This window comes from Paracidovorax konjaci (assembly GCF_900112675.1).
GTDB classification, from domain to species: Bacteria; Pseudomonadota; Gammaproteobacteria; order Burkholderiales; family Burkholderiaceae_C; genus Paracidovorax; species Paracidovorax konjaci.
Genome location: NZ_FOMQ01000006.1, coordinates 294,712 through 308,718 on the forward strand (window position 1 = coordinate 294,712; position 14,007 = coordinate 308,718).

General features: G+C 70.4%; 14 protein-coding genes. 5 read left to right on the forward strand and 9 right to left on the reverse strand.

Going from position 1 to position 14,007, the window contains the following annotated elements; genetic code table 11:
• Positions 1-25: 25 nt before the first annotated feature.
• The 4 genes from BM144_RS11705 to ttcA all read right to left on the reverse strand — a co-directional run bounded on the left by BM144_RS11705 (position 26) and on the right by ttcA (position 3,485).
• Positions 26-1,204: a DSD1 family PLP-dependent enzyme gene (locus BM144_RS11705; RefSeq protein ID WP_092952363.1), complete on the reverse strand. Its 1,179-nt coding sequence runs from the start codon at positions 1,202-1,204 to the stop codon at positions 26-28.
• Positions 1,188-1,826 (reverse strand): histidine phosphatase family protein, encoded by a 639-nt coding sequence (locus tag BM144_RS11710; protein WP_092952365.1) that lies wholly within the window; start codon positions 1,824-1,826, stop codon positions 1,188-1,190. Before BM144_RS11710 ends, BM144_RS11705 begins: the two co-directional genes overlap by 17 nt.
• Before the next feature lie 24 nt (positions 1,827-1,850).
• Positions 1,851-2,486, reverse strand: a complete 636-nt coding sequence (locus BM144_RS11715; RefSeq protein ID WP_092952367.1) for a DUF4136 domain-containing protein — start codon at positions 2,484-2,486, stop codon at positions 1,851-1,853.
• Between the two features lie 66 nt (positions 2,487-2,552).
• The gene (gene ttcA / locus BM144_RS11720; protein ID WP_092952369.1) at positions 2,553-3,485 is read right to left on the reverse strand and encodes a tRNA 2-thiocytidine(32) synthetase TtcA; all 933 of its coding nucleotides are present in this window, start codon (positions 3,483-3,485) and stop codon (positions 2,553-2,555) included.
• A gap of 193 nt (positions 3,486-3,678) precedes the next feature.
• Between ttcA and BM144_RS11725 the strand changes: the two genes are divergently transcribed.
• The 4 genes from BM144_RS11725 (at position 3,679) to BM144_RS23425 (ending at position 8,302) form a co-directional block, all read left to right on the forward strand.
• Positions 3,679-5,130, forward strand: coding sequence for a cache domain-containing protein (locus BM144_RS11725; protein WP_245783631.1), 1,452 nt, complete (start codon positions 3,679-3,681; stop codon positions 5,128-5,130).
• Positions 5,127-5,783 (forward strand): response regulator, encoded by a 657-nt coding sequence (locus tag BM144_RS11730; protein ID WP_092952371.1) that lies wholly within the window; start codon positions 5,127-5,129, stop codon positions 5,781-5,783. The genes BM144_RS11725 and BM144_RS11730 overlap by 4 nt, the downstream gene beginning before the upstream one ends.
• Before the next feature lie 189 nt (positions 5,784-5,972).
• Positions 5,973-8,036 (forward strand): carbon starvation CstA family protein, encoded by a 2,064-nt coding sequence (locus BM144_RS11735; protein WP_092952373.1) that lies wholly within the window; start codon positions 5,973-5,975, stop codon positions 8,034-8,036.
• A gap of 68 nt (positions 8,037-8,104) precedes the next feature.
• Positions 8,105-8,302, forward strand: a complete 198-nt coding sequence (locus BM144_RS23425) for a YbdD/YjiX family protein (protein ID WP_281246087.1) — start codon at positions 8,105-8,107, stop codon at positions 8,300-8,302.
• 26 nt (positions 8,303-8,328) lie between these two features.
• On the opposite strand, the gene BM144_RS11745 is transcribed toward BM144_RS23425, so the two are convergent.
• The 4 genes from BM144_RS11745 to BM144_RS11760 form a co-directional block, all read right to left on the reverse strand.
• The gene (locus tag BM144_RS11745) at positions 8,329-9,168 is read right to left on the reverse strand and encodes an oxidoreductase (RefSeq protein WP_092952377.1); all 840 of its coding nucleotides are present in this window, start codon (positions 9,166-9,168) and stop codon (positions 8,329-8,331) included.
• A gap of 153 nt (positions 9,169-9,321) precedes the next feature.
• Positions 9,322-10,332, reverse strand: a complete 1,011-nt coding sequence (locus BM144_RS11750) for an AraC family transcriptional regulator (protein WP_092952379.1) — start codon at positions 10,330-10,332, stop codon at positions 9,322-9,324.
• Positions 10,333-10,496: 164 nt separating this feature from the next.
• Positions 10,497-10,868 (reverse strand): dihydroneopterin aldolase, encoded by a 372-nt coding sequence (locus BM144_RS11755; protein ID WP_092952381.1) that lies wholly within the window; start codon positions 10,866-10,868, stop codon positions 10,497-10,499.
• Between the two features lie 64 nt (positions 10,869-10,932).
• The gene (locus BM144_RS11760; protein ID WP_092952383.1) at positions 10,933-11,739 is read right to left on the reverse strand and encodes an SDR family oxidoreductase; all 807 of its coding nucleotides are present in this window, start codon (positions 11,737-11,739) and stop codon (positions 10,933-10,935) included.
• Between BM144_RS11760 and BM144_RS11765 the strand changes: the two genes are divergently transcribed.
• Entirely contained in the window at positions 11,738-12,892 is a 1,155-nt protein-coding gene (locus tag BM144_RS11765) for a class I SAM-dependent methyltransferase (protein WP_092952385.1), read from the forward strand. The genes BM144_RS11760 and BM144_RS11765 overlap by 2 nt on opposite strands.
• Before the next feature lie 11 nt (positions 12,893-12,903).
• Here BM144_RS11765 and BM144_RS11770 read toward each other — a convergent pair whose 3' ends face one another.
• Positions 12,904-13,995: an ABC transporter ATP-binding protein gene (locus BM144_RS11770; protein WP_092952387.1), complete on the reverse strand. Its 1,092-nt coding sequence runs from the start codon at positions 13,993-13,995 to the stop codon at positions 12,904-12,906.
• Between the last annotated feature and the right edge of the window lie 12 nt (positions 13,996-14,007).

Sequence of the window (14,007 nt, forward strand, 5' to 3'; positions counted from 1 at the left end):
GCGGCCCGGCGGGCCCGGCGCCCCGTCAGGTGAGCGCGCCGCGCGCGTCCACGCGCAGGATGCGCTCCACCACCCCGTGGGCCAGCCCGCCGCGCACGCCGATGAGGTGGCCATGCAGGTTCACCGTCGGGTCGCAGTGCCCCGGAATCAGCCAGAGCATGCGGCCGATGGACGGCAACCGCGCCTTGGGGCTGTCGGTGAAAAGCAGGCCATGTTCGTCGCCGCCATTGGCGTAGCGCAGCGCCCGGTCGGGCGGCAGGAAGGCCACCTGGGGCAGCCCGGAATCGATGGCGTGGCTCTTGTGGCCTGCGTCGCAGACGGCATGCGTGTCACGGCACGAGATCACCTGGGTCTTGATGAACAGCGCATGCTCGAACGCGGGCTGCGCGGGCTCGCGTTCGTTGGAGGCGTAGTCGGCATCCATGAAGAGGAACGAGCCCGCCTGCAGTTCGCCGTAGATGCCGCTCGCTGCTTCGTGTACCAGCGTGCCCGTGCCGGCGCCGGTGACCAGCGGCACGGGCAACCCGGCTACCAGCAGGGCGTCGCGCGTGGCGCGCGCGGCCAGCACGGCCACGGCGATGGCCTCGCGCCGCTCGGCGGCGCCGCGCAGATGCTGGGCCCGGCCATGGTAGGCATGCAGCCCCGCGAAATGCAGCCGCGCATGCTGGGTGACCGCCTGGGCGAGGGCCACCGCGGGCTCGCCCGGCAGCACGCCGCAGCGGCCCTGCCCCACATCGATCTCCACGAACACGTCGATGCCGGCATCGCTCATCGCGCTCTCCATGGCCTCGGCCAGGCGCGTGATGCCCTCCAGGCTGTCGACCGCGATGGCCAGGCGGCCGCCGCGCACGGCCAGCTGCTGCGCCAGGCGCGCCACCCGCGCCAGCTTGGCCGGCGCGATGACTTCGTTGCTGATGTAGATGTCGGTCACGCCGCCGGCGGCGAGCGCCTCGGCCTCGGAGACCTTCTGCACGCAGGCGCCACCGGCACCGGACTGCTGCAGCCGCAGCGCCAGCTCGGCGCACTTGTGCATCTTCGCGTGCGGGCGCCAGCGCACCTGGTGCTTGCGCGCGAAGTCGGCCATGCGCTGGATGTTGCGGTCCATGGCATCGAGGTCCACGACGGGCGCGGGGGTGTCGATCAGGTCCACGCGCTGGCCGATGGTGGCGTGCAGTGCGGTGGCGGGGTCAGGCATGTTTTTCATCGCGGGAGGCGTCTTCGAGGTGCTGCGTGTCGGCCCATCCCACCAGGGTGAGCCCGTCTTCGGTCCAGAGGAGTCGGTTGATGGCCGCGTTGGCCAGGAGCCACGTGCGCGGGGCCTGCAGTTCCTGGCCTGTCGCGGCACGGTAGAGCACGTCCATCACGCCGCCGTGCGCCACCAGCGCGATCAGCTCGCCGGGGTGGTTGCGGGCGATGGCATGGGTGGCCTGCGTGATGCGCTCGCGGAAGGCGATGAGCGATTCGCCGCCCTCGGGCTCGAAATGCGGGTCGCGCTGCCGCCAGCGGCGGGCCTGCTCGGGCAGCTCGGCCTCGATCTCGCGGAAGGTGCGGCCCTCCATCTGCCCGAAGGCGCGCTCGCGCAGCCGGGTGTCGGTAGCCAGGGGCGCACCCGTGGCATCGGCCACGGCCTGGGCCGTGGCGCGGGCACGCAGCAGGTCGCTGGCGTAGATGGCCGCCACCGGCTCGTCCGCCAGGGCCTGCCCCAACTGCCGCGCCTGCCAGAGGCCCGTGTCGTTGAGGGGGATGTCGAGGTGGCCCTGGATGCGCGTGTCCACGTTCCAGGCGGTCTCTCCGTGGCGGATGGCGATGATGCGGGTGGCGTCCATGGGGGAGGGTGGGGCGTCCGGCCGTCAGGGCACCGGAGTGAGCGTGGTGCGGACCTGCCGCGGCCCGGCCGGCGGCTGCGGGAATCCGGTGAGGGCCGCGTCGAAGAGGATGCCGAAGATGGCCGGGTCGTCGGCCCGGATGTCTTCGTACACCGCGGAGGTTTCGTAGACGATCTGCTGCGTGCCGGCATCGCGCAGCACCAGGCTGGCCTCGCGCCGGTAGAGCGTCGGGGGGCGGTCCACCATCCAGCTGCCGCCCACGCCCCATCCCCAGCCGCCGCGGCCGCCCCAGCCGAGCCCCCAACCCCAACCGGGGTAGGCAGCGCCGTAGTAAGGCCAGGAAGAGGGCCATGTGGTGCTGGCGCTGGCACCGATCTGCAGCACCAGCCGGGCGTTGGCGTCGTCGCGCTGCAGGCCCACGCGCGCGAGCGACTGCTGGGCCAGCGCCTCGATGGGCGCGAACTGCGCGGCGTACGCCTGCTGCGAGGGCAGGCGCTCCAGCCGGTAGGTGGGCGGCGACGGCAGTCCGGGCAGCGTGGAGAAGGTGGACACGGTGCTGTCCACCGTGCGGGTGGTGGCACAGCCCGCCAGCAGGGCGGCGGCAAGCAGCAGCCAGAGGCAGCGCAGGTACCGGGGGAATCCGGCGGGGGTGGCGTTCATGGGCGGTCTCCTGGAATCCGGTTCGAAGGGATGGGCTTCACGGGTCGCTCGGAGGGCCGCGGAGTGTCAGGAGATCTGCACCACCTGCAGGCCCGGCAGGGCAGGCGCCGCCGGGAACTCCTCGGTGTCGAAAGCCTTGTCGCCGTCTTCGCTGGGGGTGCCCGTGGCCTTCAGATGCTGGAAGTCGTGCAGCGTTCCATCGAGCAGGTGGGAGGGGACGATGTTCTGCAGGGCATTGAACATGTTGTCCACGCGGCCGGGGAAGCGCTTGTCCCAGTCGCGCAGCATCTCGCCGACCTGCTTGCGCTGCAGGTTCTCCTGGCTGCCGCAGAGGTTGCACGGAATGATCGGGAACTGTTGCTGCTGAGCCCAGCGCGTGGTGTCCTTCTCGGTCACGTAGGCCAGCGGGCGGATCACCACGTGGCGGCCGTCATCGCTGACGAGCTTCGGGGGCATGGCCTTCAGCTTGCCGCCGAAGAACATGTTGAGCAGCAGCGTCTGCAGGATGTCGTCGCGGTGGTGGCCCAGCGCGATCTTGGTGCAGCCCAGTTCGTCGGCCACGCGGTAGAGGATGCCGCGGCGCAGCCGGCTGCACAGGCCGCAGGTGGTCTTGCCCTCGGGCACCACGCGGCGGACGATGCTGTAGGTGTCCTGGTTCTCGATGTGGAACGGCACGCCCGTGGATTTCAGGTATTCGGGCAGGATGTGTTCCGGGAAGCCGGGCTGCTTCTGGTCGAGGTTCACGGCCACCAGGTCGAAATGGATGGGGGCGCGCTTTTGCAGCTTGATGAGGATGTCCAGCAGGGTGTAGCTGTCCTTGCCGCCGGACATGCACACCATGACCTTGTCGCCTTCTTCGATCATGCGGTAGTCCACGATGGCGCGGCCCGTCTCGCGGCACAGGCGCTTTTCCAGCTTGTGCGCCTCGCGCTCGATCTTGGCCTGTGCGGGGCGCGCGGCGTCGGCGGTCCAGTCGGTGTCTTGGGGCAGGGCGGTCATGGAAGCGGGGGACAATCGGGTCCGTGCGGTGGAGGGAAGGCAGGCCGGCGGCGCGCCTCCTGGCCCGCGCGGGCGCCGCGGCACGTGCGGCGGCGCTGGGGCGGGAAAGGTCCGGAGGACCGCGGATTTTAGTGGATCGCCGGGTCCGGCGGGCTGACCGCCCCGGCCCGGGAATGGATTCGGACAAAAGCGCATGGCGACAGACAAGGCATCACCGCCCTTCGGGGCCACGGCAGGCGCAGCGGGCGCACCGCCGCAGGGCGGCCAGGGCGCCGACGCCGCGGCGCGCCTGCGCACGAAGATCGTGGCGCTGGCCGTGGTGCCGCTGCTCATCACGCTGGCCCTGGTGACGGCCGTGGTGCGCTACCAGGCCCACGACCTCGCGCAGCGCGAGCGGGCCCTGGTGGAGCAGTCGTACCTGGAGCAGCGCCGCAGCGAGCTGCGCAGCTACGTGGAGCTGGCCGTGAGCACGGTGCGCCCCCTCTACGAGAGCGGGCGGGACGACCCGCAGCTGCGCGAAGAGGCCATGCGCCGGCTGGCCGCGCTGGACTACGGCAGCGACGGCTATTTTTTCGTCTACGACCTGCAGGGCCGCTCCCTCATGCATTCGCGCCAGCCCGAACTCGTGGGGCAGCTGCTCTGGGACCTGCGCGATCCGCAGGGGCGGCCTACGATCCAGCAACTGATCGAGCGGGCGAACGCGGGCGGCGGCTTCGTGGAATACGCCTGGCCCAAGCCGTCCGGCGGCGGCCGTCTCGCGCCCAAGCTGGGCTACGTGATCGCGCTGCCGCACTGGAACTGGATGGTCGGCACGGGCCTGTACCTCGACGACATCGAAGCCACGCAGGCCGGCCTGGAGCGCCAAGTGGGCGCCAACGTGGGCGCCACCATGTGGTGGATCGCGGGCTTCGCGGCGCTGGGGCTCGGGGCGATCAGCGCCTGCGGGCTGCTGCTCAACCTCAGCGAGCACCGCACGGCGGAGGCGCGCATGCGCCTGCTCGCGCGGCGCGTGGTGCAGTCGCAGGAGGAGGAGCGCGGCCACCTGGCGCGCGAGCTGCACGACGGCACCAGCCAGACGCTGGTTTCCGCCAAGCTGCTCATCGAATCGGCCGTGGAAGACATCGAGCGCGAGCGCCCGGCGCCCGCCACCCTGGGCACCGCGCTGCAGCACCTGAACGAAGCGCTCGGCGAGGTGCGGCGCCTCTCGCACGAACTGCGGCCCGCGCTGCTGGACACGCTGGGCCTGCCCGCGGCGCTGGAGCACTTGGCACGCGCGTTCGGCGAGCACGGCCCCGTGGCCGCCGCCGCGGACGTGGCCCAGCCGCCGCAGCCGCTGCCCCGGGACGTGACCACCGCGCTGTTCCGCGTGGCGCAGGAAGCGCTCACCAACGTGCGCAAGCATGCCCATGCGCGGAACGTGCATGTGACGCTCGAATGCGTGGGCGGGGGCGTGCAGCTGGAGGTGCGCGACGACGGCCGCGGCTTCGACCCGGCCGCGCTGCAGCACGATCCGCACCGCGGCATCGGGCTGCGCAACATGCATGAACGCATGGAAGCCATCGGTGGCCGCCTGCAGGTGCGCTCCGGCCCCGGGGGCACGCGCGTCGTGGCGGAGGTGCCAGGCGATAGGATGCCTTCCGCATGACCGCCGCCTTCGCCCCGCTGGACCGCCCCGTCCGACTCTTCCTCGTGGACGACCACGCGCTCGTGCGCGACGGGCTGCGCGCCCGCCTGGGCAGCCTCGACTGGGTGGACGTGGTCGGCGAGGCCTCCGGCGCGGCCGAGGCCGAGGCACCGCTGGCCCGGCTCGCGCCCGGCGTGGTCCTCATGGATGTCGGCATGAAGGACGTGAACGGCCTGGACTTCGCCGCACGGCTGCTGGCGCGCCATCCCGACCTGCGGGTGCTCATGCTGAGCATGTACGACAACCCCGAATACGTGCAGCGGGCCCTGCAGGTGGGCGCGCGCGGCTATGTGCTCAAGGATGCGCCCGCCTCCGAACTGGTCGCGGCGCTGGAAGCGGTGGCGGCCGGCGGGACCTTCCTGAGCCCGGCCGTCTCCCAGCGGCTCTTTCGCAACCAGGCGCCCAAGCCGCTGCTCACACCCCGCGAGAGCGAGATCCTCGCCGCCCTGGGCCGTGGCGCATCGAGCAAGCAGATCGCCGCCGAACTGGGCCTGAGTGTGCGCACGGTGGAGGCCCACCGGCAGAACATCCGGCGGCGCCTGGAGCTGGGCAGCCTGGCCGAGCTGATCCGCTACGCGGTCGAGCACGCGAACGGGTTCGACGCCGGCCGCTGAGCGCGCACCGCTGCGTGCTGGCCGCGTCGGCCGGTCGCTCCGGGTAAATACCGAGAGGGTTGTCCCTTACGAAATGCCACCCGCGGTGCCTACGTGGCGCGACGGATGCGCGCCGCCCCGCGCGCCGGGATACTGGCCCACCCCCGGGCCCTGGGGGCGACCATGCATCCAGCCAGGAGACAAAAAACCATGTCCATCATCCGCCGCCACCTCGTGTGGTTCTGCATCGCCCTGCTCGGTGCCTGGGCGCTCGGCACCGTCGCGCTCAGCCGCGGCGAGGCCATCAGCGCGCTCTGGATCGTCGTCGCGGCGGTCTGCGTGTACCTCATCGCCTACCGGTACTACAGCCTGTTCATCGCCCAGCGGGTGCTGGGGCTCGATGCCCGGCGCTCCACCCCCGCGTGGCGCCACAACGACGGGCTGGACTACGTGCCCACCAACAAGCACGTGCTCTTCGGCCACCACTTCGCCGCCATCGCGGGCGCGGGGCCGCTGGTGGGGCCGGTGCTGGCCGCGCAGATGGGCTACGTGCCGGGGCTGCTGTGGCTGCTGGCGGGCGTGGTGTTCGCCGGTGCGGTGCAGGATTTCATCGTGCTGTTCATCTCCACGCGGCGCGACGGCCGCTCGCTGGGCGATCTCGTCAAGCAGGAGATGGGCACCGTGCCGGGCCTGATCGCGCTCTTCGGCACCTTCATGATCATGATCATCATCCTGGCGGTGCTGGCCCTGATCGTGGTGAAGGCCCTGGCCGAATCGCCCTGGGGCGCATTCACCGTGGCGGCCACCATCCCGGTGGCGCTCTTCATGGGCGTGTACCTGCGGTTCCTGCGACCCGGGCGCATCGCCGAGGTGTCCATCATCGGCTTCGTGCTGCTGATGGCCGCCATCTTCGGCGGGCAGGCCGTGGCCGCGCACCCCACCTGGGGTCCGGCCTTCACCTTCTCGGGCACCACGCTCACCTGGATGCTGATCGGCTACGGCTTCGTGGCCGCATCGCTGCCGGTGTGGCTGCTGCTCGCGCCGCGCGACTACCTCTCCACCTTCCTGAAGATCGGCACCATCGTGGCGCTGGCCGTCGGCATCGTGTTCGTGGCGCCCACGCTGGAGATGCCACCCATCACGCAATTCGCGCAGGGCAACGGCCCGGTGTGGTCGGGCAGCCTGTTCCCGTTCCTCTTCATCACCATCGCCTGCGGCGCGGTGTCGGGCTTCCACGCGCTGATCTCCTCGGGCACCACGCCCAAGATGCTGGAGAACGAAACCCACGCGCGCTACATCGGCTACGGCGGCATGCTGGCCGAATCGTTCGTGGCGGTGATGGCGCTGGTGGCGGCCTCGTGCATCAATCCCGGGATCTACTTCGCGATGAACAGCCCGGCGGCCCTCGTGGGCACCACGCCCGAAGCCGTGGCCCAGACGCTCTCCACCTGGGGCTTCGTGGTCACCCCCGAGATGCTGGTGCAGACCGCCAGGGACGTGGGCGAATCCACCATCCTGGGCCGCGCCGGCGGCGCGCCGACGCTGGCCGTCGGCATGGCCCACATCCTCCACCAGGTGGTGGGCGGGCCGGCCATGATGGCCTTCTGGTACCACTTCGCGATCCTGTTCGAGGCACTCTTCATCCTCACCGCGGTCGATGCCGGAACGCGCGCGGGCCGCTTCATGCTGCAGGACCTGCTGGGCAGCTTCGTGCCCGCGCTCAAGCGCACCGATTCGCTGCCCGCCAACCTGATCGCGACGGCGCTTTGCGTGGGGGCGTGGGGCTACTTCCTCTACCAGGGCGTGGTCGATCCGCTGGGCGGCATCAACACGCTGTGGCCGCTCTTCGGCATCTCCAACCAGATGCTCGCCGCCGTGGCGCTGATGCTGGGCACCGTGGTGCTGTTCCGCATGAAGCGCGAGCGCTTCGCCTGGGTCACCATCGCCCCGGCCGCCTGGCTGCTGGCCTGCACGCTCACGGCCGGCTGGCAGAAGATCTTCTCGGCCGACCCGAAGATCGGCTTCCTGTCGCACGCCGCGAAATACGCCGAGGGCCTGGCCCAGGGCACGGTGATCGCACCCGCCAAGACGGCCGAAGCCATGTCGCGCATCGTCCTCAACGACCGCATCAACGCCGGCCTGTGCGCGCTGTTCATCTTCGTGGTGCTGAGCGTGCTGGCCTACAGCGTGCGCGCCTGCCTGCAGGCCCGCGCGGCGAACCGCCCCACGGCGCAGGAAACGCCGTTCGAGGCGCTGCCGGAGGGCGCGCGGTGAAGGAAGCGGTCACCGATGGCGACGGCGGCAGCCGCGCAGGCCGCCCGCTGCAGGCCGCCCGCGGGGCCGTGCAGGCCGTCGCCACGGGCGGTCGCTACCTCGCGCAGTCGCTGCGCCTCATGGTGGGCCTGCCCGACTACGATACCTACCTGACCCACCAGGAACGCACGCATCCCGGGGAACCGGTCATGAGCTATGCCGAATTCTTCCGCGAGCGGCATGACGCGCGGTACGGCGGCAAGGGGCGGATCGGGCGCTGCTGCTGATGCGGCGCCCCGCCGGTCCGCACCTTTCAGGATTTTTGGCGCGACATGCCGGTGGCCATGCGCATGAAGCCGTCGAAGACGCGGTCGGACATCCAGCCGCGCAGGAAAATTATGGGCTTGGCGCCGAACCCGGCGGCATAGCGTGTTTTCGGACGGCGGGCAGTGACGGCCCGCGCGATGGTCTCCGCGATCAATTCGGGCGGCGACTGGCGCTTGCGGCTGGCCTCGCCGTCCATCGACTGTGCCATGGCCCGGGCCTGGGCGGCATAGGGTCCGTGGCCGGAGACGGCACGCAGCTTGTCGGCTGCGATGCCGGCCCATTCGGTCTTGATGCCGCCCGGCTCGATCACCACCACATCGATGCCGAAGGGCTCCACCTCCATGCGCAGGCAGTCGCTGATCGCCTCCAGCGCGAACTTGGTGCCGTGGTACCAGGCACCCAGCGGCGTGTGGATCTTGCCGCCCATCGAGGTGATGTTGACGATGGTGCCCGAGGCCTGCCTGCGCATGTGCGGCAGTACCAGCTGGATGAGGCGCGCGGCGCCGAACACATTGACGTCGAACTGGGCCCGGGCTTCATCGAGGGACACATCCTCCACGGCCCCATACGAGCCATATCCCGCGTTGTTGACCAGGACGTCGATCCGGCCCGAAAGGGCGACGATCCGTTGGATGCCGGCCTGCATCGATTCGTCGTCGGTCACGTCCATCGCGAGGACGTGGATGCCGGCATTCGCCAGGTGGCGCATCCGGTCGGTGCGGCGTGCGGCGGCGTACACGGTGTAGCCGAGGGCTTTCAGTTTGAGCGCGGCGGCTTCGCCGATGCCCGATGACGCGCCTGTCACGAGAGCGGTCTTGGCGTTCATGGAATGGTCCTTCAGTGGTGGGTGGGAGCGGCGGACGGTGCTGGGTGACAGACCCGTCCGGGCTGGCCTTTACTGTAGGGAGCGAAGGGCGCCAGGGCTCTGGCAATGGGTGCCACCGTCCAGGCGAAATGCGCCATTGCGGCGAAAGCCCCGTCAATTCAGGCGCATGGCATGCCGCGCGCTGTCGGGGGTCTGACCGGTCCAGTCCTGAAAGGCCCGGTAAAAGGAGTTGGGGTCTTCAAAGCCCAGCAGGAAGGCGATCTCCCCCCCGGAGATCGTGGTGTTTTCCAGGTAATGCCGCGCCAGGCCCTCGCGCGTGCTATTGACCAGCGTGCGGAAGCTCTCTCCTTCGCTTTCCAGCCGGCGCTGCAGCGTGCGCCGGCTCAATGCCAGCCGGCCGGCGACGCTGTCGATGGTGGCGGCGTTGCCGGGCAGCATTTCCAGCAGCAGGGCGCGCACGCGCTCCGCGGTGCTCGCCGTGGCATCGAGTTCGCTCAGCCGGCGGCGCAATACGGGTTCGAAGACGTGCCACATGCTTTCATTCACCGTGAGGAACGGGCGCAGGGCGTCGGCCGCGCTGAATGCGATGCAGGGCGCAGGCGCCTGCTGCACCGGCACGCCGAAGAAGTCCTCGTACCGCTTTGCGCAGGATGCGGGCGGCAATTGCGGCAGGGCCACGCGCAGGGCCTGGACGGGCTCCCGCGTGGCAAGCCGCGCCAACCGCAGGAAGAAGGCGATTTCGGCCACCTGCAGCGAATACGGGACATCGTTGCGCGCCTGCAGCCACTGGGGGGACACGGAAAGCTCGCCCCCGGCTCCGACGGACACGTCCAGACGCACCGGCGCCATGAGCTGCTTGTACTTCGCGAGGCGCTGCACGGCCTGCATGAGGTGGGCACTGCACAGGGCCGCGAAGAGCGGCGGATCGAACGACTCGGCAGATACCGTCTCGACGATGCGCAAGGGGAACAACGGATCGGCGGCTTCTGCTTCCAGACCGCGCCAGAAGCGGAAATACTCGTCGGTGCGCAGGCCGTGCTCCGCGCGCGTCAGCAGGTCTTCCGGCAGCCCTGCGCGGCGCAGCACATGGTCGGGCCGGAGGCCGAAATCCTTCAGGAGGGTCTGCCAGCCCATGGACAGCAAAAAGGTCTTGTTGCTCGTCATCGGGTCTCCAATCGCTGTCCTTCTCCGGCGATCTGCTCAGCCGGGCATGGGAAGGCAGTGTAGGCGCCCGGTTTCGGCGGCGGGCTCGCACGGCGTGCCATCCGGGCTGCTGATTGCGCCACGGCACCATCGGCGGGCGGCCTGTCCAGTCTCCAGGGCACGCCTCACCACTCCCCGCATTCCATCCGGATCGCCACCTCGCAGTCGCTGAAGATCTCCAGCTTGGCGATTTTCACGCGCACGCCGATCACGCCGGGCAGCTGCATCAGCCGCCGGGTGAGCTTGCCGATCAGGCTCTCGAGCAGGTTCACGTGCTCGGCCGTGCATTCGTCGATGATGATCTGGCGCACTTTGCGGTAGTCGAGCACGTGGCCGATGTCGTCGTCATGCGGCAGCAGCGGCTGGCGGCCCTGGTTGAGTTCGGCATCGACCTGGATGGGCTGGGGCGCGGCCTTCTCATGGTCGAGGATGCCCAGGTTGGCGTCGAAGCGCAAACCGGTGAGCGTGAGGATCTGGAGGCCGCCGTCGTGGTGCATTTGCATCGGGCAGGGAAAAGAACGTAAGGGGGAAAAGGGGTGGAGGGGGCGCGGCGACGGCGCCCTACATGAGCGAGAAATCGCGCTCGAACCGCATGAGGTGCTGGCCGCCGTCCACGAGCAAGGTCGTGCCCGTGATCGAGCGGTTCTCCAGCGCGAAACGCACGGTGGCCGCCACGTCCTCCGGAGTGGAGGAACGGCCCAGGGGACTCTGCCTGTGGAGTTCGCGGAATTTCTCGTCCGAGAGCATGTGGCTCGTGAGCGTGAGTCCTGGCGCCACGCCCACCACGCGCACGCGCGGCGCGAGCGCCTGGGCGAGCAGGGTGGTGGCCGATTCCAGCGCTGCCTTCGACAGCGTGTAGCTGAGGAAGTCGGGGTTCGGGTTCCAGAGCTTCTGGTCCAGCAGGTTCACGACGGCGCCCTGGGGCTCCGGCCCCACCGTGCTGCCGCCGCCATCGGGACCGTCGCTGCGCGAGGCGAGGTGCGCATGCAGCGCCTGCGCGAGCAGGATGGGCGCGGCCGTGTTGCTGCGCAGGTGCCTCTCGAGCGCCGCGAAGCCGAAGCTGGCCGCGTCGTCGTGCTCGAAGAGCGAGGCGCTGTTCACCACCGCATCCACCGAACCGAAGTGCGCCGCCACGCGCGGCAGCAGGCCCCGTACGGCGGCCTCGTCCTGGAAATCGGCATCGAATGCCGCGCATGCCGCCGTAAACATTGAACAATCTGCTACTGTTTTCATAGCGTCTTCGCGCGAGCCGCGGTAGTGCACGGCCACCTGCCAGCCCGCTGCGGCGAGTGCCAGGGCGATTTCGCGGCCAAGGCGCCGGGCGGCGCCGGTGACCAGCACGGTGCGGGGAGGGGCGGGAAGGGGCATGGGGGACAATCGGGCGGTGACGACGACAGAACAGCACCCCAGTTTATCGAGCGCCCTGGCGCAGCAGGTGGCGGACGGCATCGCCGGCGCCGGAGGATGGGTCGGTTTCGACCGGTTCATGGAATGGGCGCTCTATGCACCCGGCCTTGGCTACTACGCCAATGCATCGCCGAAATTCGGCACCCTCCCGCAATCGGGCAGCGACTTCGTGACGGCCCCGGAGCTCTCGCCGGTCTTTGGCCGTGCACTGGCGCGGCAGGTGGCCGAGGCCCTGGACGTGACCGGCACGCACGACGTGTGGGAATTCGGCGCGGGCTCGGGCGCACTGGCCGCGCAACTGCTCGAAGCCCTGGGCGACCGCGTGCGGCGCTACACCATCGTGGATCTGTCCGGCAGCCTGCGCGAACGCCAGCGGGAACGGCTCGCCCCATGGGGGGCGCGCGTGCAGTGGGCCCAGTCCCTGCCGGAGCGCTTCGAGGGCGTGGTGGTGGGCAACGAGGTGCTGGATGCGATGCCCGTGCAACTGCTGGCCCGCCATGGCGGTGCCGCGGACGGCGTGTGGCACGAGCGCGGCGTGGTGGTGGCCCGGCCGGCATCCACCGGGGAGGCTCCGCAATTCGGGTGGGCCGACCGTCCCACCCTGCTGCGCCCGCCGGTGGAGCCCGAAGGCCCGCAGGACTACCTGACCGAGATCCATGCGCAGGGCGAAGGCTTCCTGCGCATGCTGGCGCAGCGCCTGGCACGCGGCGCCGCCTTCCTCATCGACTACGGCTTTCCCGAGGCGGAGTACTACCACCCGCAGCGCCACATGGGCACCCTGGTCTGCCACCGGGCCCACCAGGTCGATTCCGATCCGCTGGCGGACGTGGGGGCCAAGGACATCACCGCCCACGTGAACTTCACCGCCATGGCGCTGGCGGCGCAGGAGGCCGGCCTGCAGGTGCTGGGCTACACCACGCAGGCGCACTTCCTCATCAACTGCGGCCTGTTGTCGCTGCTGGAGCCGCTGCCCCAGGCAGAGCGGGCCCAGGCGGCCAAGCTGATGATGGAGCACGAAATGGGCGAGCTTTTCAAGGTGCTGGCCGTGGGCACGGGCCCCGAGGCCTGGGCGCCCATGGGCTTCGCGCGCGGGGACCGCACGCACCGGCTGTAGCTGCCTTTGCGTCAGTTCAACCGGGCGCCGCTCGCCGCGTCGAACAGGTGCGCCTGCGCCGCCTGCGGCCGCAGCCACAGCGCCTCGCCGGGCCGCACCGCGATGCGGTCGCGGAAAGCGGCCAGCACACCGTGCCCGTTGCTGCCGCCGCTGCCGCCCACCGACAGCGCCACCTGGGTTTCGGCGCCGGTGGGTTCCACCACCACCACGCGGGCGGGCAGCGCGCCGTCCTGGCCGTCCGCCAGCGCGAAGTGCTCGGGCCGGGTGCCGTACAGCACGCGGTCGCCCTGGCGTGCGCGCGGGGGCTGCACCAGCGGCAGGTGCAGCCCGTCGTCGGTCACGACACGGGGGCCGCCTTCCAGCTCCAGCCGGCCGGGGATGAAGTTCATCGATGGCGAGCCGATGAAGCCGGCCACGAAGGCGTTGTGCGGGCGGTCGTACAGCTCCAGGGGCGAGCCGGCCTGTTCCACGCGGCCGTCCTTCAGCACCACGATGCGGTCGGCCAGCGTCATGGCCTCGACCTGGTCGTGGGTCACGTAGACGGTGGTGGTGCCCAGCCGCTGGTGCAACGCCTTGATCTCGGTGCGCACCTGCACGCGCAGCTGGGCGTCCAGGTTGGAGAGCGGCTCGTCGAAGAGGAAGGCATCGGGCTGGCGCACGATGGCGCGGCCCATGGCCACGCGCTGGCGCTGGCCGCCGGAGAGCTGGCGCGGGGTGCGCGAGAGCAGCGGGCCCAGGCCCAGGATGTCCGCCACCTCGCCCACGCGGCGCTGGATGGCGTCTTTCGGCTGGCCCTGCAGCTTGAGCGCGAAGCCCAGGTTCTCGGCCACGGTCATGTGCGGGTACAGCGCGTAGTTCTGGAACACCATGGCGATGTTGCGCTCGCGCGGCGGCGTGTCGTTGATGGTGCGGCCGCCCAGGCGGATCTCGCCGCCGGTCACCGCCTCCAGGCCCGCGATCATGCGCAGCAGCGTGGATTTTCCGCAGCCCGACGGGCCGACCAGCGCGACGAACTCGCCGTCCTGGATGCCGATGTCCACGCCGTGGATGACCGGGGTGTCGCCGTAGTGCTTGGTGATCTGGTGCAGGGTGAGGGCGGCCATGGTTCTTTGGGG